The organism is Paramesorhizobium deserti, from assembly GCF_001558695.1.
GTDB lineage: Bacteria > Pseudomonadota > Alphaproteobacteria > Rhizobiales > Rhizobiaceae > Paramesorhizobium > Paramesorhizobium deserti.
This window is the reverse complement of sequence record NZ_LNTU01000001.1, coordinates 286,450-304,411: the sequence shown is the minus strand read 5'-3', so window position 1 is coordinate 304,411 and position 17,962 is coordinate 286,450. Positions and strand designations below refer to the sequence as shown.

14 protein-coding genes are annotated in these 17,962 nt (G+C 63.0%); 12 read left to right on the top strand and 2 right to left on the bottom strand.

All coding sequences use genetic code 11. The annotated features are described in order from the left end of the window. The 4 genes from glgX to treY are packed head-to-tail and all read left to right on the top strand — an operon-like array spanning position 1 to position 8,192. Positions 1-2,076, top strand: a complete 2,076-nt coding sequence (gene glgX, locus ATN84_RS01430) for a glycogen debranching protein GlgX (RefSeq protein WP_068879754.1) — start codon at positions 1-3, stop codon at positions 2,074-2,076. Beyond that, the gene (treZ, locus tag ATN84_RS01425) at positions 2,073-3,884 is read left to right on the top strand and encodes a malto-oligosyltrehalose trehalohydrolase (protein WP_068879753.1); all 1,812 of its coding nucleotides are present in this window, start codon (positions 2,073-2,075) and stop codon (positions 3,882-3,884) included. The genes glgX and treZ overlap by 4 nt, the downstream gene beginning before the upstream one ends. Next, positions 3,874-5,679: a 4-alpha-glucanotransferase gene (gene malQ / locus ATN84_RS01420; protein ID WP_068879752.1), complete on the top strand. Its 1,806-nt coding sequence runs from the start codon at positions 3,874-3,876 to the stop codon at positions 5,677-5,679. The genes treZ and malQ overlap by 11 nt, the downstream gene beginning before the upstream one ends. Continuing rightward, on the top strand, positions 5,676-8,192 hold the full coding sequence (treY, locus tag ATN84_RS01415) for a malto-oligosyltrehalose synthase (RefSeq protein ID WP_068879751.1): 2,517 nt from the start codon (positions 5,676-5,678) through the stop codon (positions 8,190-8,192). Before malQ ends, treY begins: the two co-directional genes overlap by 4 nt. Positions 8,193-8,436: 244 nt before the next feature. Here the strand turns inward: treY and ATN84_RS01410 are convergent, their stop codons facing one another. Next, positions 8,437-8,748: a DUF2934 domain-containing protein gene (locus tag ATN84_RS01410; RefSeq protein WP_082766043.1), complete on the bottom strand. Its 312-nt coding sequence runs from the start codon at positions 8,746-8,748 to the stop codon at positions 8,437-8,439. A gap of 60 nt (positions 8,749-8,808) precedes the next feature. Beyond that, positions 8,809-9,888, bottom strand: a complete 1,080-nt coding sequence (locus ATN84_RS01405) for an alcohol dehydrogenase family protein (RefSeq protein ID WP_068879750.1) — start codon at positions 9,886-9,888, stop codon at positions 8,809-8,811. A 259-nt stretch (positions 9,889-10,147) separates the two neighbouring features. Here ATN84_RS01405 and ATN84_RS01400 point away from each other — a divergent pair, with 259 nt between their 5' ends. From ATN84_RS01400 to ATN84_RS01360, 8 genes are all read left to right on the top strand, one after another. Further along, positions 10,148-10,792 carry a hypothetical protein gene (locus tag ATN84_RS01400; RefSeq protein WP_068879749.1) on the top strand — a complete coding sequence of 215 codons (645 nt, stop codon included), beginning with the start codon at positions 10,148-10,150 and terminating at the stop codon, positions 10,790-10,792. A 304-nt stretch (positions 10,793-11,096) separates the two neighbouring features. Beyond that, positions 11,097-14,018: a monovalent cation/H+ antiporter subunit A gene (locus tag ATN84_RS01390; protein WP_068879747.1), complete on the top strand. Its 2,922-nt coding sequence runs from the start codon at positions 11,097-11,099 to the stop codon at positions 14,016-14,018. After that, the gene (locus tag ATN84_RS01385; RefSeq protein ID WP_068879746.1) at positions 14,018-14,359 is read left to right on the top strand and encodes a Na+/H+ antiporter subunit C; all 342 of its coding nucleotides are present in this window, start codon (positions 14,018-14,020) and stop codon (positions 14,357-14,359) included. Before ATN84_RS01390 ends, ATN84_RS01385 begins: the two co-directional genes overlap by 1 nt. Beyond that, a complete protein-coding gene (locus ATN84_RS01380) occupies positions 14,356-15,984 on the top strand; it encodes a monovalent cation/H+ antiporter subunit D (protein WP_068879745.1) in 1,629 nt (542 codons plus the stop codon). Before ATN84_RS01385 ends, ATN84_RS01380 begins: the two co-directional genes overlap by 4 nt. Further along, on the top strand, positions 15,981-16,463 hold the full coding sequence (locus ATN84_RS01375) for a Na+/H+ antiporter subunit E (protein ID WP_068879744.1): 483 nt from the start codon (positions 15,981-15,983) through the stop codon (positions 16,461-16,463). The genes ATN84_RS01380 and ATN84_RS01375 overlap by 4 nt, the downstream gene beginning before the upstream one ends. After that, on the top strand, positions 16,460-16,741 hold the full coding sequence (locus ATN84_RS01370) for a K+/H+ antiporter subunit F (protein WP_068879743.1): 282 nt from the start codon (positions 16,460-16,462) through the stop codon (positions 16,739-16,741). Before ATN84_RS01375 ends, ATN84_RS01370 begins: the two co-directional genes overlap by 4 nt. Next, the gene (mnhG, locus tag ATN84_RS01365; RefSeq protein ID WP_068879742.1) at positions 16,738-17,091 is read left to right on the top strand and encodes a monovalent cation/H(+) antiporter subunit G; all 354 of its coding nucleotides are present in this window, start codon (positions 16,738-16,740) and stop codon (positions 17,089-17,091) included. Before ATN84_RS01370 ends, mnhG begins: the two co-directional genes overlap by 4 nt. 247 nt (positions 17,092-17,338) lie before the next feature. Then, positions 17,339-17,923, top strand: coding sequence for a GbsR/MarR family transcriptional regulator (locus ATN84_RS01360; RefSeq protein WP_068879741.1), 585 nt, complete (start codon positions 17,339-17,341; stop codon positions 17,921-17,923). Positions 17,924-17,962 lie beyond the last annotated feature (39 nt).

The following is a 17,962-nucleotide window of genomic DNA, read 5'->3' as shown; positions in this document are numbered from 1 at the left end:
ATGCGCGTAGATGTTGGCCTGCCATATCCACTTGGTGCAACCTGGGACGGCTCGGGCGTGAATGTCGCTGTCTTCTCGGCTCACGCCGAAAAGATCGAGCTCTGCCTGTTCGACGCCAAGGGAAAGCGCGAGATCATGCGCATGGCCCTGCCGGAATATACGCATGAGGTCTGGCACGGCTATTTTCCTGATTTGCGGCCGGGGCAGGTATACGGCCTGCGCGCCTACGGTCCTTATGATCCGGCTAATGGCCATCGCTTCAACCCGAACAAGCTCCTGATCGACCCCTATGCCAAGATGCTGCAGGGCGATCTACGCTGGCATGACGCCTGCTTCGGCTATCGCGTCGGCTCATCGCGCCAGGACCTCTCGATGGACCGGCGGGACTCCGCCTTCGTCATGCCGAAATGCGTGGTGACCGACACCGCCGCCACCTGGGGCGACGATGTGCGGCCGCGCCGGCCGTGGACCGAGACAATCATCTACGAGGCGCATGTGAAGGGGATGACGGCGCTGCACTCCCGCATACCTGAGCAGTTGCGCGGCACGTTCGGCGGTCTCGCCGACCCCCGCGTCATCGACTATCTCGTCAGGCTCGGTGTCACCGCCATCGAGCTCCTGCCGGTGCAGGCCTTTTTCGACGACCGCTATCTCGTGGAAAAGCGCCTGACGAACTACTGGGGTTATAACACCATCGGCTTTTTCGCGCCGGCGCCACGCTATATCTCGCCCGGCGGCGGCGTTCACGAGTTCAAGCGCATGGTGCGCAAGCTGCATGAGGCGGGCATCGAGGTGATCCTCGACGTGGTTTATAACCACACCGCCGAAGGCAGCGAAATGGGGCCGACGCTGTCATTCCGGGGCCTCGACAATGCCAGCTATTACATCCTCGGCGATGACCGGCGCTATTATTACGATACGACCGGTTGCGGCAACACGCTGAACCTCAAGCATCCGCGCGTCTTGCAAATGGTGATGGATTCGCTGCGCTACTGGGTCGAGGAGTGCCATGTCGATGGCTTCCGCTTCGATCTCGCCACCGCGCTCGGCCGCGAGCGCGATAATTTCGAGCCGTCATCGGTGTTTTTCGATACGGTGCGTCAGGACCCGGTATTGTCGCGGGTCAAGCTGATCGCCGAGCCATGGGATCTCGGGCCGGACGGCTATCAGCTCGGCAGTTTTCCGCCCGGCTGGGCGGAGTGGAACGGCGCGAACCGCGATTGGGTGCGCTCCTTCTGGCGCGGCGACGAGCACGCGGCGCGCGATCTGGCGAGCGGACTGCTTGGTTCGGCAAGCCTCTTCGACCGGCGCGGTCGCAAGCCTTGGGCGAGCGTCAACCTCATCACCGCTCATGACGGCTTCACCCTTGCCGATCTCTATTCCTACAATGAGCGTCATAACGAGGCGAACCAGGAGGACAATCGCGACGGCCATGCCGACAACCGCAGCTGGAACTGTGGCGTCGAAGGGCCGACGGACGATCCCGAGATCAAGGCGCTCAGGGCCAGGATGCGGCGCAACGCGCTTGCCACCATCCTGCTTTCGCAGGGCACGCCCATGCTTCTGATGGGCGACGAGATCGGCCGTACCCAGCACGGCAATAACAATGCCTATTGCCAGGACAACGAGATCAACTGGTTTCCCTGGGAGGCGAACGATCCCGAGGAGGAGGTTTTTCTCCAATTTGTGCGCCGGTTGATCGTCTTCCGCCGTTCGCGGGCACGGCTGACGCTGAAGCGCTTCCTGCATGGTCGGCGCATCGCCGACAGTTTCCGCGACGTCACCTGGCTGCGCCCCACCGGCGAGGAGATGGGCGAGGAGGACTGGCTGGACCCCTGGTTGAAGGCGCTGGGGCTCCTGCACTGTGACGAGCGCGGCGCCTGCATGCTCATCCTCATCAATGGTCATCCCGGACCGGTGGAGTTCCATCTCCCGCGCGAGCTCGGCGTGCCCGGCTGGAAGACCGTGATGCGCACCGACACCGGACAATGGCCGCTTTGGGAAGTGGTGCGTGCGCCGCACAGATTGCAAGTGGCGGATCGCTCGCTGATCGTGCTCGAAGGCAACATAAAATGAGACGCGGAGGGCCGCCACCCCGCTGGGGCGCATCTCTTCAGGAGGACGGCTCCGCCGTCTTCCGTCTCTGGGCTCCGGCGGTGGAGCATCTGCGGCTGCGGCTGGATGGAGAAGAACATGAGATGCAGCCGCTCGCAGAAGGCTGGTTCGAGTTCCGGGCCGGCGATCTCGAGGAGGGTGCGGCCTACCAGTTCGTCCTCCCCGACGGCATGACAGTGCCCGATCCCGCCTCCCGGGCGCAGGCCTCGGACGTGCATGGCCCGAGCCTTCTGACCTCTCCGGCCTTCGACTGGAAGGTGAGGGACTGGACGGGCCGCCCCTGGGACGAAGCGATAATCTACGAGCTCCACCCCGGCACCTTTTCGAGCGAAGGCACATTCGACGGCATCCGCCGCAAGCTCGATCATCTGGCCGAGACAGGCTTCACCGCGATCGAGCTGATGCCTGTCGCGCAATTCTCAGGCAATCGCGGCTGGGGTTATGACGGCGTGCTGCCCTATTGTCCGCATTCCGCCTATGGCGGCGTCAAGGGGCTGAAACGGCTCGTCGATGCCGCGCATGAGCGCGGGCTGATGATGATCCTGGACGTCGTCTATAATCATTTTGGCCCGGACGGGAACTATCTCCACACCTATGCGCCCGATTTCTTCGATCCGGATCGCCACACGCCGTGGGGGCCGGCCATCCGCTTCGAGGAGCCGGCGGTGCGTGCCTTCATTCTCGACAACCCGGTCTACTGGCTGGAGGAATTCCGCTTCGACGGTCTGCGTTTCGATGCCATCGACCAGATCGAAACGCCGATCCTCGAGGATATGGCGCGCGGCATCCGCGAACGCTTCGCCGGCCGCCACATCCATCTCACCACGGAAGACGAGCGCAACATCGTTGCGCTCCATCCCTGCGATGCGGAGAACCGCCGCATCCTCTTCACCGCAGAGTGGAACGACGATTTCCACCACGCCGCGCATTGTCTCGCGACCGGCGAGGATGCCGGCTATTACGCGGGCTTTGCCGACAATCCAGCAGGCCATCTGGCGCGGGCGCTCGCCGAGGGCTTCTGCTATCAGGGTGAACCTTATGCCCCGAGGCAAGGCAAGCCGCGCGGCGAGCCCAGCGCCGGCCAGCCGCCGACGGCCTTTGTCGATTTCCTGCAGAACCACGACCAGATCGGCAACCGCGCCTTCGGCGAACGGCTGACGGTGCTGGCCGATGAGGAGACGGTGGAGCTTTTGACAGCCGTCCTGCTCCTCAATCCGCAGATACCGCTCGTCTTCATGGGCGAGGAATATGGCGAGACCAACCCGTTCCTGTTCTTCACCGGTTTCCATGGGTCTCTGGCGAAGGCGGTGCGGGAAGGCCGCAGGCGCGAGTTCGCCGATTTCGGTCATTTCAGCGACGAAAAGGCGGAGGAAATCCCCGATCCCAATGCGCTTTCGACTTTCGAGGCATCGATGCTCGGCTGGCACCGCATGGAGACGGGGCCGGGTCGGCGGCGGCTCGATCTCTTCCGTCGCCTGCTGGAACTGCGCCGCACCCATCTCGTTCCGTACCTCCATGCCATGAAATCCATGCAGGGGCAGGCCGAGCGTCTCGATGACGATGCGCTTTGCGTGCGCTGGCATATGGCGAGCCGCATGCTCTGCATGGTTGTGAATTTCGGCACGGCGAATGTGGCGATTGAGAAGGATTTCACCGGTTTCGATGCGATTTACGAAAGCCGCGATGGTCTGCTTGCCGCGCTGACGCAGGGCAGAGCCCCGCCGGCAAGCGTCGCATTTCTGCTGGCGGAGGCCGCGAATGACGGCTGATCTCGATCGGCTCGCCGCCGCCAATGGCATCCTGTGCTCTTACCAGGCCTTGGACGGCACGGTTTCGCAGGCTCCCGGCGAGGCGGTGAGAGCGATCCTCGATGCCCTTGGCGCAGCCGCGGATGAGGCGGGCAATGCACTATCAAAGCCTTGGCCGCCACCGCCCGAGGCGCCGCCGGGAGCAACCTGCTATCTGCCGGATTTTCTGGAGAAGGGCAGGGCATGGGGCGTCACCTGCCAGCTCTACGGGCTGCGCTCGCACCGGAACTGGGGCATCGGCGATTTTGAGGATCTGGCCCGGCTCGGAGAAATCGCGGCGCGATGGGGCGCGGATTTTCTGGGCGTGAACCCGCTGCACGCGCTGTTTCCAGCCGAGCCGCAAAGGGCAAGCCCCTTCTCCCCCAGCGATCGCAATTTCCTCAACCCGCTCTATATCGCCGTCGATAAGGTAGATGGTTTCGACCCCGCTTTGGATCTCGATGCCGCCGCATTGTCGGCTCTGCGCGACGGCGATCTGGTCGATTACGCATCCGTGGCCCGTCACAAGCTTGAGGTTCTGCGCCGCATCCACCGGAGGACGCATGGCGCGGCCGACGCTTCCTTCAAAGCGCGCGGCGGCGAGGCGCTTTGGCGCTATGCGCTGTTCGAGGCGATCAGTCTCCACATGGCGGACCGTGGTTTCGGTTCCGGCTGGCTTTCCTGGCCCGAAGCAGTCCGCGATCCCAAGAACCCCGCCGTCTCGCAATTCGCGCGCGAGCATGCGGAGGAAATCGAATTCCTGGTCTGGCTGCAATGGCTTGCCGACCGGCAGCTTGGCATGGTGGCGCAGCGGCTCACAAATGCCGGTATGCGCATAGGCCTTTATCTCGACCTGGCCGTCGGCACCGCCTCCGACGGCGCGGCCACCTGGGGCGACCGCACGCTCACCATCGTCGGCGCCGAGATCGGCGCGCCACCCGATATGTTCAATCCCGACGGGCAGCGCTGGGGCCTTGCGCCAATCTCTCCCACTGAAATCACGAAGCGGGAGTTTCGGCCGATGCGGGAGGCCCATGAGGCGATCCTGCGCCATGCCGGTGCGCTGCGTATCGATCACGCCATGAGCCTTTATCGGCTTTTCTGGATTCCGGCGGGTTTTTCCGCAAGCGAGGGGGCTTATGTGCTCTATCCCATGGTTGATATGGTGCGGGTGCTTGCGGAAGTCTCGCAGAAATCGAAAGCCCTGATCATCGGCGAAGATCTGGGTGTGGTGCCGGAGGGCTTTCGCGACGTGATGCGCGAAGCGAACCTGCTCGGCTATCGCATCTTCTATTTCGAGCGCGACAAAAAGGGCTTCCTCCCGCCTTCCAAATGGCCGCGCGCTGTGCTTGCCTGCGTCGGCAGCCACGACACGACCACGCTTGCCGGCTGGTGGACCGGCAGCGACATCGATCTGCGCGAGGAGATCGGCCTGTTCGACAGGACCGTTGCGCGAAAGGAACGTCAGCGGCGGAAGAAGGAAAAACGCCAGGCGATCGCCGCGCTTCACGATCTCGGTCCGACCGATGTGGGCGTTGAATTCAACGAAGCGGCCGCCGCCGGCATCCATCGGCTGGTGGCAAGCGCGCGCTCCTGCCTCTTTGCCGCGCAGATGGAGGATCTGCTCGGCCTGACGGAGCAGCCCAATATCCCCGGCACCGTCGATGAACACCCGAACTGGCGACGCAAACTGCCTGTTCCGATCGAAAAACTGGAAAATTCGGCCTTTTTTTGCGCGATTGCCGAGGCGATTTCGGGGGAAAGGCCGCGTTCATGACGATCCCGCGCGCCAGTTACCGGCTGCAATTCCGCGAAGGCATGAATTTCGAGCGCGCGGCGCAGATTGTGCCCTATCTCGCCGATCTCGGGATCAGCCATCTCTACGCCTCGCCGGTCTTCACCGCCGCTCCCGGCTCCACCCACGGCTATGACGTGACCGACCATCAGCAACTGGACCCCACACTCGGCGGCGAGGAGGGTTTCGCCGTACTCGCCGGTACGCTGAAGGAGCACGGGCTGGGCCTGATCCTCGATATCGTACCCAATCACATGGCGGTCTCCACCGCCAATCCCTGGTGGCGGGACGTGCTGAAATATGGCCGCGAGAGCCGTTACGCGCATCATTTCGATATCGATTGGCAGGCGCCGAAACTGCTTCTCCCGGTGCTGGGGGAGCCCTATGGCGACGTGTTGGCGAAACGGCAGCTCGAACTCAGGCTCGATGAACGAACGCACGAGCTTGTCTTCTGCTATTACGACCTCTCGCTGCCGCTTGCGCCCTATTCGGTTACGCTCATTCCCGGCAAGGAAGGCATTTCGCCGAAAGCGCTTGCCCGGGTGAATGCGGACAGGGAACTCCTGCACCTTATCCACGAGGCGCAGGTCTGGCGGCTCGCCTATTGGCGGCTGGCGCGCGAGGCGCTGACCTATCGCCGCTTTTTCGAGATTTCCGATCTGGTCGGCGTCAGGGTGGAAGACGCCAATGTATTCGCCGATGTCCATGAGCTGCCGCTGCAACTCGTCCGCGATGGCGTCGCCGATGGGCTGCGCATTGATCATATCGACGGCCTTGCCGATCCCAAGGCCTATCTGGCGCAACTCCATCAGGTCTCGGGCCTCGATCAAATCTGGATCGAAAAGATTCTCGGGCCGAATGAGGATCTGCGTTCCGATTGGCGCTGTACCGGCACCACCGGCTACGAGGTGGCGAGCCTGATCACGGGGCTGCAGATCGATCCTCGCCACCGCCAGGCGATGACGGAAGCTTGGAGCCGCTTCACCGGTGATGATCCGGATTTCGCCCGCCAGGTGCTCGACGCCAAGCGCCGCATCCTGACGGTGAACCTTGCCGGCGAGCTCGCGGCACTGGTCCGGCTCGCGCATGGGGTAGCGATGGAGCATATCGCCACGCGCGATTTCGGTTGCGATGCGTTGCGCGCCACTCTTGTCGAACTCGCCGCCGCCCTGCCGGTCTATCGCACCTATATCGATGTCGATGGCCCCTCCGATGAAGACCGTGCCCTGCTGGTCGAGGCCGCCAACCGTGTGAAGCAGGGGCGCGAGGTCGAGGACGACAGCGTCGTCGCCTTCATCCTCTCGCTGCTGCTGGAACCCTCCAAAGGCTCCGCGCCCCGCGCCGCCTTTATCTCTCGCTTTCAGCAGACGACCGGGCCGCTGATGGCCAAGGCGGTCGAGGATACCGTCTTCTACCGCTATAACAGGCTGATCGCGTTGAACGAGGTCGGCGCGGAGCCGGACGCCTTCGGGCTCGAACCGGCTGCCTTCCACGCCGCGATGAAACGGCGGGCGGAAAGCTGGCCGCGAGCCCTGTCGGCCACGGCAACCCATGACACCAAGCGCGGCGAGGATGCCCGCGCCAGGCTCGCGGTTCTAAGCGAGATGCCGCGGGAATGGGCTGATGCCGTCTTCCGCTGGCACGATGCGACGGGAGATGTGTCCGATGCCGATGCGGAATGGCTGTTCTACCAGGCGCTCGCCGGCGCCTGGCCGGCGGATCTGTCGCTTGAGGACGAAAAGGGATTGCAGGCTCTTGCCGAACGGCTTGTCGCGTTCATGATCAAGGCCCTGCGCGAGGCGAAACGCCGGACGAGCTGGACCGACCGGGACGAGCCCTATGAGACGGCGGTGGAAAACCATGTTTGTAACCTATTCGCGCCCAGGCACCGGGAGCTCTTGCGCGATATCCGCTCGACGATCGCCGCGATCGAGCCCGCCGGCGTCGTCAATTCCCTGGCGCAGCTCGCGCTGAAGCTTACCCTTCCCGGTGTCCCCGACATCTATCAGGGCTGCGAGCTCCTCGATTTCAGCATGGTCGATCCCGACAACCGCCGCCCGGTGGATTTCGATCTCCGGCGCAGGCTGTTGGTGGGCGTCAGGCAGGCGACCACGGCCGAGGCGATGCAGCGCTGGCGGGAAGGGCTGCCGAAACTATGGCTGCTCGATCGATTGCTGTATTTGCGGCGGAGCCATGCCGACCTCTTCGACCGCGGCGATTATGCGCCGCTTGAAATCACCGGAGACAGGGCGGCGCATGCCGTCGCCTACTCTCGTGCCCTTGGCAATCAGCGCATCCTCGTCGCCGTGCCGCGCCTGGTGCTGCGGCTTTGCGAGCCGGAGCATCCGTCTTGGATCGGCGATGCTTTCAGCCGGACGAAGCTCTACCTACCGGGACGTTTCAGGACCCTGACTGGAGAGATTGCCGGGGCAGGGGAGGTGGTTCTCTCCGACCTCTGGAGGGAGTTCCCGGTCGCGGTTCTGGAGTCGGAGTGAGAGGACTGGCGGACTTTCGCTATTTGCATCGCTGAGGCAATGGAGAAGGCGAGGCATGGATTCCAGTGACAAACACTGGAATGGCGGAAATAAAATGCTTGTTCTGATGAGGACTGTCCCACAGGCGGAAACGGTCGAAAGTGCAAACTCCCGTCATTCCAGTGTTTGTCACTGGAATCCATAGCTCGACAATGCCGCAATCGCATCGGTGGAAATTGTCAATGATGACGTGAAAGCCACCGCCTCATTTTTTCCGTGTCGTCCCTGATTTGCGCGGCCGCTTCACCGGCGACAGTGCGTCGCCCACATCGCCGGTGCTGCCGGTGCCGGGCATGAAGCCGGGGGTGGCCGCTGCCGGATTGTCATTGGGTGCGGTGGCTCTCTTACTTCTTCTGGCGGTCTTGCCCTTCCCGTTGGGCTGTGGCGACGCCGCGTCGCCGTCGATTTCGCGGCGGGCCTGTTCCCAATGATCGCGCGCGCGCCCCTGCGGGCGGCCTTCCTGTTCCCAGATCTCGTAGGCCCGCGCCTTGATCTGCTCTTCTCTTCCGGTGTCCATGGGGCAATCCCTCCCTTTCCGCCAATAATCCTTCTGGCGGCGGAAGGTTCCGCGGAAAGATCAGGCTTTAAGATGCCGGTCGGGGATGACCACGATATTGCCGACGAAGCTCTTCGACATGAAGCGCTCCTGGGCCTCATGGAAGCGGGAGAGCGGATAGGTCGCCGCGAGCACCGGGCGGATCTTGCCGCTGCGGATATAGTCCAGCACCCGGGCGAAGGCCCCTCGCGTCCCCTGCGACGAGCCGTTGAGCTGCAATTGCTTGAGATACATGGTGCGCAGGTCGAGCTGCACCACCGGTCCGCCGATCGCGCCCGCCGTCGTGTATCGCCCTTCCGGCCGCAACGCGTTCAGCAATTTGCCGAACATCTCGCCGCCGACCAGATCGGCGGCGACGTCGAGCGGCCGACCGTTCATCATCCGCGCCAGCCCTTCCGCGAAATCGCCGCCGTCGCGCAGCATGACGTCCTCCGCTCCGAGATCGCGCACGGCCTGCTCCTTTCCCTTGCTGACGACGGCATAGGGGATGGCGCCGCGCGCCCGGCAGAGCTGGACGATCGCGGAGCCGACGCCGCCCGAGGCACCGGTGACGAGCACGGTTTCGCCGGGCTTGACGTCGGCGCGCACCAGCATCTGCTCGCCCGTATGATAGGCGCACCAGAAGGTGGCGAGCTCCGCATCCGAAAGATTGGTGTCGATCGCATGGGCGTTCTCCGCCGGGATCGCCGTATATTCGGCATAGCCGCCGTCGCGCCCGTGGCCGATATAGTCGATATCGGCGAGGCTATCGTCGTCGCGATTGTAGATCGAGGCGTCGACGATCACCCGCTCGCCGATACGTTCTTCTGGAACGCCTGCGCCGACCGCGACAACCCTGCCGACGGTATCGGCCCCCTGGATGCGCGGGAAGGAGAGGGTGGAGCGCCCCCGCCGCCATGTCGATATCGCCTGCGGGTCGTCCTCCGTCCCGTAGGCGCCCTGCCTGACCCAGACGTCTGTGTTGTTGAGGCCGCAGGCGGTCACCTCGATCAGCACCTCGCCGCTCCCGCATGCGGGAACGGGGGCATCCTCGCGATAGACCAGCTTGTCCATGCCGCCGTGTCCCGTCAGCACGACGGCTTTCATTTTCGTCGGTATCATATGTTCGCCTCGCTCCCTGGTGCTGAAGACGCCCCGCACGTCCGGTCCGCCACTTTACAGCGCCGTACGTCCGGTGGGACGCACAAAGGACGCTGTAAGCTATTGAATCTACGCATCAGGCTTTCTGAAAATCGATTCCGATTTTCAGGCCGATGCTGTAGCGAAAGCTAAGGCACATGACCCCCATGTCAATCGCGCCGCGGAACATTCCGCCCGTGTGCTTCGTTCAGCCCATGCTTTGCTACTACGGGACCGGCAGATGCTTGAATGGATCAGCGCCAGCAATCGTGGCCTGACATTGCTCGTCAGCCTGGCGATGCTGATCGTCTGGCTGGTTTATCTGCAGGTCTTCCTTGTCGGCTACAGGCGTCAGACCCGGCCCAAGATCATCATCAATTACGGCGCGGGCACTGCACTCGATGCCCGCTGTTTCATCAGCAATATGAGTTCCGAGCCGATCTATGTCGAAAGCATCGTGGCAGGGCTTGAGGCCGGCGGGCAGAACTGGAGCCGCCCGGTGACGGATGTGGAGCCGTCCGACGGTGGGGAGAATGCCGACGATCCGAAGAAGCGGACTTATCAGGGGCCGCTCATACCAGGGCAATATATGGAGATCGGCAGCTTCAGGAGCTTGCTCGCACGCGTTGCGCATGGTGGGGAGAGCAAAGATGAGGCGGGCGGCGAACGCGTCGAAATCAGCGCCCTGAACGGCCCCGTCGCGATGGAAATCCTGGTCCTCGCCGACTACGCCTCCGAAGACCTCCTCGTCGGCGCCCGCCGGCGCTTTGTCGCCTTTTCCCGCGACGGCCGATGGCATCTCCATTCCGAAACGGTGGGAACCGAACAAATCCGCTCGAAACGAAAGCGCCGGCAGCTCGAGGAGATGCTGGCAAGGAATTTATAGCTGCCGGCACAGGCTATTCGGCCTCGTGCGGTGTATCTCGGCGGGGCGAAATAAACGCGGATATAAGTCCTTGAAAAATTATGATGTATATCGCCGCAGATGGCCATAATGTTGGCAAAGAGCAGAGATGTAGGTTATTCCTAGAGCGAATCGCGATCAGGCGTGATTTCAGCCGCAGCAGATTTGGTTCGAGACCCAGGAAATTGGCGCGATCTATCTCGCCGGTGCTGGATGGAATTAGCCATATTCAACAGACATTCGCGCTGATGAGCGAAGATGAATAGAAGGGAGGGTGTGACGGCGGATGAAGATTGACGGCGGGCTGCTGATCTTGCTGATGCTTCTTCCTTTTGCCGGCAGCGCCGTCGTTGCTCTCTTCCGCTCAAATGCCCACAACGTGGAAGCCGTGTTCGCCGGCGCAGTTTCAGTCGCCGGGCTTGCAATCGCCATCTCGCTCTATCCATCGGTGATGGATGGCGGCGTGGTGCGCAGCCAGATCGAGTGGCTGCCGGCATATGGCCTCAATTTCAATCTGCGGATGGATGGCTTCGCCTGGATGTTCGCCATGCTGGTGACGGGCATCGGCCTGCTCGTCGTCGTCTATTCGCGCTATTACATGTCGCCGGAAGATCCGGTGCCGCGGTTCTTCTCCTTCTTCCTGGCCTTCATGGGCGCGATGCTCGGTGTGGTGATGGCGGGCAATCTGATCCTGCTCGCCGTCTTCTGGGAACTGACCAGCATCTTCTCCTTCCTACTCATCGGCTACTGGTATCAGAACGCCAGCGCCCGTGATGGCGCGCGCATGGCGCTGACCGTCACCGGCGTCGGCGGCCTCGCGCTTCTCGTCGGCATGCTCCTCCTCGGCCATATCGTCGGCAGCTATGATCTGGACACGGTGCTCGCCTCCGGCAACATCGTCCGCCAGCATCCGCTATTCCTGCCGACGATGCTGCTCATCCTGCTGGGCGCGCTGACGAAGAGCGCGCAGTTTCCGTTCCATTTCTGGCTTCCCAATGCGATGGCCGCACCGACGCCCGTATCGGCCTATCTGCATTCGGCGACCATGGTGAAGGCCGGCGTGTTTTTGATGGCGCGGCTCTGGCCGGTATTCGCCGGTACGCAGGAATGGTTCTGGATTGTCGGCGTCGCCGGCCTGTCGACGCTCGTTCTCGGCGCCTACTTCGCCCTGTTCCAGCAGGACTTGAAAGGCCTGCTCGCCTATTCGACGATCAGCCATCTCGGCCTCATCACCGTGCTCTTGAGCCTCGGCAGTCCGCTTGCCGCCGTTGCCGCGATCTTTCACATGATGAATCATGCCACGTTCAAGGCGTCGCTGTTCATGGCGGCCGGCATCATCGATCACGAGACGGGCACGCGCGACATGCGACGCTTAAGCGGGCTCTTCCGCTATATGCCCTATACGGCGACGCTTGCCATGGTGGCGAGTGCGGCGATGGCCGGCGTGCCGCTGCTCAACGGCTTTATTTCCAAGGAGATGTTTTTTGCCGAAGCGGTCGAGACCCATATGGTATCCGTCCTCGACACCGTCACGCCTTATCTCGCGGTCGTGGCGGGCCTCTTGAGCGTCGCCTATTCGCTGCGTTTCATTCACAGCGTTTTCTTCGGGCCGCTGCCGAACGATCTGCCGCGCAAGCCGCACGAGCCGCCGCACTGGATGCGCTTCCCCATCGAGTTCCTGGTGCTTGCCTGCCTTGTCGTCGGCATCGTGCCGAGCCTGACTGTCGGTCCTTTCCTGCATGCGGCGGTGGTCGGTGTTCTCGGCCGCGAAACCCCGCCCTATAGTCTCGCTGTATGGCATGGCTTCAACCTGCCGCTGCTGATGAGTGCCATCGCGCTGACCGGCGGCGTGGCACTCTATTTCGCGCTCAAAAATTACCTCGCGGTGAGCGAGGAGGGGCCTCCCTGGTTCCGCCGGATCGGCGGCCATCGCATCTTCGAGCGCATTCTCGTCACGCTTTCCTGGCGCTGGGCGCGCCTTGCCGAGACCCATCTTGGAACGCGCCGTCTGCAGCCGCAATTGCGGCTTCTGGTGCTGGTCGCGCTCATCGCCGGAAGCCTGCCCTTCTACCGTGCGGGTGCCGCCGCCGGCATTCTGCCGGTCATTCCCGCCGATCCCGCCTTCGTCCTCCTCTGGCTCATTGGCGCCATCTGCGCGATTGGGGCAGCGGTCCGCGCCAAGTATCATCGCCTCTCCGCGCTGATCCTGCTCGCCGGCGCCGGCCTCGTCACCTGCATCACCTTTGCCTGGCTCTCCGCGCCCGATCTCGCCGTCACGCAGCTCCTGGTCGAGATCGTGACGACGGTTCTCATCCTGCTTGGCCTGCGCTGGCTGCCCAAGCGCTGGGCGGACCCGGACCCCATGCCGGTGAAGATCGGCGCCCGCATCCGGCGCTACCGCGATTTCCTGATCGCCGTTGTCGGCGGCGCGGGCATGGCGTTCCTTGCCTATGTGATCATGACGCGCCCGGCATCGAGCCGGCTCGGCGATTATTTCGTCAGATATGCCTATACCGAGGGCGGTGGCAGGAATGCCGTCAACGTCATCCTGGTCGATTTTCGCGGTTTCGACACCTTCGGCGAGATGGCGGTGCTCGGTGTCGTGGGCCTGAGCGTCTTTGCCCTCCTGCGTCGCTTCCGCCCTGCGGCCGACAGTGTCGAATCGCCCGATCAGCAGAAGATCCAGAACGCTTATGACGAGGCCCGGGAGGACCGCAAGGTTGGCGATACGCTGAGCGATTATCTCTCGGTGCCGGCCGTCATCATGCAATGGCTGTTCCCGGTGATCATCGTGCTTGCCATTCATCTGTTCCTGCGCGGACACGACCTGCCGGGCGGCGGCTTCGCGGCGGGCGTGGCGCTGGCGATCGCCTTCATCCTGCAATATCTGGCGGCCGGCACGCGCTGGGTCGAGGATCATCTGCGCATTCTGCCGCTGCGCTGGATCGGCTTCGGGCTTTTGAGCGCCGCGCTCACCGGCGCGGGATCATGGTTCTTCGGCTATCCCTTCCTTACCTCGCATTTCCAGTATGCCGAACTGCCGTGGATCGGCAAGGTGCCGATGGCAAGCGCGCTCCTCTTCGATCTCGGCGTGTTCCTGCTCGTCGTTGGCGCCACCGTACTGGTGCTGATCGCGCTCGCCCACCAGTCGATCCGCAGTCACCGGACAGATCGTTTCGTGGCGACACTGCCCAAGGAGGATGCCTGATGGAACTGATCGTCGCGCTCGCCATCGGCGTATTGACCGCTTCGGGCATCTGGCTCCTGCTGCGGCCGCGCACCTTTCAGGTCATCATTGGCCTGTCGCTCATCTCCTATGCGGTCAACCTGTTCATCTTCGCGATGGGAAGGCTGAGGCTGGGCGCGCCGCCGGTGCTCGTTGATGCCGGTGTGGGCGATCCGGGCCTTTATGATGATCCGCTGCCGCAGGCCCTGGTGCTGACGGCCATCGTCATCAGCTTCGCCATGACGGCGCTTTTTCTCGTGGTGCTGCTCGCCTCGCGCGGGCTGACCGGAACCGACCATGTCGACGGCAGGGAGAGGCGATGACGGCGGGCTGGGTCCATCATCTGATCATTGCACCCGTCGTGCTGCCGCTGGCGGCAGGCGCGTTCATGCTGCTTTTCGACGAGCGCCGGCGCGCGCTGAAGGCGACGATCAGCCTCGTCTCCGCAATTCTTCTTCTGGGGATAGCGATCACCCTCATGAGCCTCGCCGATGCATCCGCCCCGGGAGCGAGCGTCTATCTCCTCGGCAACTGGCCGGCGCCCTTCGGCATCGTGCTGGTGCTCGACCGCCTGTCGGCGTTGATGCTGGTGCTGACCGGTATTCTCGCCATCGCCTCGCTCGTTTTCGCCATGGCGCGCTGGCAGCGCATGGGCCCGCATTTTCATACCATCTTCCAGCTTCTGCTGATGGGGCTGAACGGGGCCTTCCTGACCGGCGATCTTTTCAACCTCTTCGTCTTTTTCGAGGTGCTGCTCGCTTCCTCTTACGGTCTCGTCCTGCACGGCTCCGGTCCGCTGCGGGTCAAGGCGGGGCTGCACTATATCGCCTTCAATCTGGCGGCGTCCGCGCTGTTCCTCATCGGTGTGAGCCTCCTCTACGGCGTCACCGGAACGCTCAACATGGCCGATCTCGCGCAGCGTATTCCGTCGGTTGCGCCGGAGGACCGGATGTTGCTCGAGGCGGGAGCCGCGATCCTCGGCATCGCCTTCCTGGTCAAGGCGGGCATGTGGCCGCTGAGCTTCTGGCTGCCGCCGGCCTATGCGGCCGCCGCGGCACCGGTGGCGGCGATCTTCGCCATTCTGAGCAAGGTCGGCATCTATATCCTGCTGCGCCTGTCGCTCCTGTTCTTCGGCGTTGAGGCCGGCGCGTCGTCGGGTTTCGGCAGCGACTGGCTGCTCCTGGGCGGTATGGCGACGATCGCTTTCGGCCTCATCGGCGTGCTGGCGTCGCAGGCGATGGGCCGGCTCGCCGGCTACAGCGTGCTCGTATCGTCGGGCACACTGCTCGCCGCGATCGGCATCGGCAATACGGCGATCACCGGCGGGGCGCTCTTCTATCTCGTCTCCTCGACGCTAACGATATCGGCCTTCTTCCTGCTGGTCGAGCTGGTGGAGCGCGGCCAGGATACCGCCGCCGCCGTTCTCGCGGTGACGATGGAAGCCTATGGCGATGAATATGAGGATGCCGTCGATGAGGAAGTGGGCCTTGCCATTCCGGCGACGCTCGCCATTCTCGGCGCCTGCTTTGTCGTTTGCGGCATTCTTCTGACAGGCCTGCCGCCATTTTCGGGCTTTGTCGCCAAATTCCTGCTGGTCGCCTCGATCTTCAATCCGACCGGACTTGGCGCTTCCGCCGAAATATCCCCGACGGATTGGATATTGGTGGCGCTGATCATCCTTTCCGGCCTGTCTGCGCTGATCGCCATGACGCGCACTGGCATCCGCACCTTCTGGGCCTCGCTCGAGGGCAAGGTGCCGCGCGTCCTTGTCATCGAGGTTCTGCCCGTTGCCGGTCTCCTCCTGCTCTGCCTGTTGCTCGCCATCCAGGCGGGGCCGGCAATGCGCTATATGGAGGCGGCGGCGCAATCCCTGCACGCGCCCCAGAATTATATCAAAAGCGTCCTGGCCGCTCCGCGAGCGGGCGGCGGGGGAGGGGAGAGCCGATGACGCGTCTTTTGCCCTATCCGCTCCTTGCTCTTTCGCTGTTCCTCATGTGGCTGCTGCTCAATGGGGTCTCTGCCGGCCAGCTGCTGCTCGGCGCCGCCGTCGCATTTGGCGCCACCTGGGCCATGCGGGCGCTTGATCCGTCGAAGCCGCGCATAAGGCGCTGGCGGGTTGCCGCGATCCTCTTTGCGGGGGTCTTTGTCGACATCATCAAATCCAATTTCGATGCCGCGCGCATTATTCTTCTGCGAAGCGGACGAGCGCGGCCGGCTCTCGTGCATGTTCCGCTTGCCTTGCGTGATCCGACGGGACTAGCGGTGCTCGCCTGTATCCTCACCTGCATGCCGGGGACGGCATGGATCGAATACAATGCCACGAGCAGGGAACTGCTCATGCACGTACTCGACGCGGAAGCGGAGGAGTACTGGGGCGATCTCGTCAAGCAACGCTATGAACGACCCCTCAGGGAGATATTTGAATGAGCGCGGTCCTTCTTTTCTGGTCGGTCCTGATCGCCCAATTGCTGATCGTGATGGCGATGGGGCTTGCGGTCTTCCGGCTGATCCGCGGCCCCCGCGCGCAGGACCGCATCCTGGCCATCGACACGGTCTATGTGAACGCCATGCTTCTGCTCGTCACGCTCGGCATCAGGACGGGCAGCGTGCTCTATTTCGAGGCCGCGCTCGTCATCGGCCTCCTCGGCTTCGTCGCCACGCTGGCGCTCGCCAAATTCCTCATGCGCGGGGAGGTGATCGAATGATGAATGCTGCCGGACTGCCCCTGTGGGCGGCGCTCCTGACCAGCTTCTTCCTGCTGCTCGGCGCGACGGTCACCCTGATCGGCTGCATCGGCCTCATCCGGCTCAGGACCTTCTACGAACGCATTCATGCTCCAACCATGGGCACCAGCCTGGGCGCGGGCAGCATCGTGCTCGCCTCGATCATCTTTTTCAGCGTGCTCGATTCCAGACCGGTCCTGCACGAAGTACTGATCGCCGTCTTCGTCACCGTGACCACGCCGGTCACGCTGATGCTCCTGTCGCGTGCCGCCCTTTACCGCGACCACACGGATGACAGCCGCAAGCTTCCCCGTTCGCGCGATCAGGACTGATCATTTTTGCCATTTCCCGACATTCTACTGGCGGGAAGGGCTGGCGTTGCTACACCCCCTCTCCCCGGCAGGGCAGAGGGGGGTGTGAAGAAGTACCAACCTGCACGCTTGGTCGGAATAAACCGTCTCCATGCGACCGAATGTCCGCATCATTCCCAATCTTTCCAACATGGCTTGATTTGGATCAATTCCAGATTTATTGAAATTTCAGAAATTACTGAAACTTCGAAAAGGACGGAATTGCGCCATGGAGCTCCCACCCATCGTTCAGTCCTTCGTGCTGCATTTCGGTGAAATGGGCAGCCGCTGGGGCATCAACCGCACGGTCGGCCAGATCTATGCGCTGCTCTATGTCTCGTCGGAGCCGCTCTGCGCCGACCAGATTGTCGAGAAGCTTGGCATCTCGCGTTCCAACGTGTCGATGAGCCTGCGCGAATTGCAGGGCTGGAACCTTGTCGTGCTGAAACATCTGCCGGATGATCGGCGGGATTTCTTCACCACGCCCGACGATATCTGGCAGATTCTGCGCACGCTCGCCGAAGAGCGCAAGAAACGCGAGATCGACCCGACCATGACGGTGCTGCGGGAGATCCTGATGCAGAGTCCGACCGGCGAGGCCGAGCGCTATGCGCAAGACCGCATGGCGGACATGTACGGGCTCATCGAGCAACTGACCAACTGGTACGACGATGTGAAGCAGCTCGAGACCGATAGGCTAGCAACCCTGCTGGCGCTGGGTGCCAAGGTGACCCGATTGCTGGAGACGAAGGACAGGATCGTCTCCTTCGGCAGGGGACGGCACTCCGGCAAGAAGGACGGTGAAAGCGCGTGAACGCCGTCGTCTCCAGCAATTTCGCCAAGTCCGATGCGG

Bases quoted from the DNA above. Each gene is read 5' to 3' on its own strand.
- glgX (WP_068879754.1), top strand. From the start codon at position 1: ATGCGCGTAGATGTTGGCCTGCCATATCCACTTGGTGCAACCTGGGAC.
- treZ (WP_068879753.1), top strand. From the start codon at position 2,073: ATGAGACGCGGAGGGCCGCCACCCCGCTGGGGCGCATCTCTTCAGGAG.
- malQ (WP_068879752.1), top strand. From the start codon at position 3,874: ATGACGGCTGATCTCGATCGGCTCGCCGCCGCCAATGGCATCCTGTGC.
- treY (WP_068879751.1), top strand. From the start codon at position 5,676: ATGACGATCCCGCGCGCCAGTTACCGGCTGCAATTCCGCGAAGGCATG.
- ATN84_RS01410 (WP_082766043.1), bottom strand. From the start codon at position 8,748: ATGGACACCGGAAGAGAAGAGCAGATCAAGGCGCGGGCCTACGAGATC.
- ATN84_RS01405 (WP_068879750.1), bottom strand. From the start codon at position 9,888: ATGATACCGACGAAAATGAAAGCCGTCGTGCTGACGGGACACGGCGGC.
- ATN84_RS01400 (WP_068879749.1), top strand. From the start codon at position 10,148: ATGCTTGAATGGATCAGCGCCAGCAATCGTGGCCTGACATTGCTCGTC.
- ATN84_RS01390 (WP_068879747.1), top strand. From the start codon at position 11,097: ATGAAGATTGACGGCGGGCTGCTGATCTTGCTGATGCTTCTTCCTTTT.
- ATN84_RS01385 (WP_068879746.1), top strand. From the start codon at position 14,018: ATGGAACTGATCGTCGCGCTCGCCATCGGCGTATTGACCGCTTCGGGC.
- ATN84_RS01380 (WP_068879745.1), top strand. From the start codon at position 14,356: ATGACGGCGGGCTGGGTCCATCATCTGATCATTGCACCCGTCGTGCTG.
- ATN84_RS01375 (WP_068879744.1), top strand. From the start codon at position 15,981: ATGACGCGTCTTTTGCCCTATCCGCTCCTTGCTCTTTCGCTGTTCCTC.
- ATN84_RS01370 (WP_068879743.1), top strand. From the start codon at position 16,460: ATGAGCGCGGTCCTTCTTTTCTGGTCGGTCCTGATCGCCCAATTGCTG.
- mnhG (WP_068879742.1), top strand. From the start codon at position 16,738: ATGATGAATGCTGCCGGACTGCCCCTGTGGGCGGCGCTCCTGACCAGC.
- ATN84_RS01360 (WP_068879741.1), top strand. From the start codon at position 17,339: ATGGAGCTCCCACCCATCGTTCAGTCCTTCGTGCTGCATTTCGGTGAA.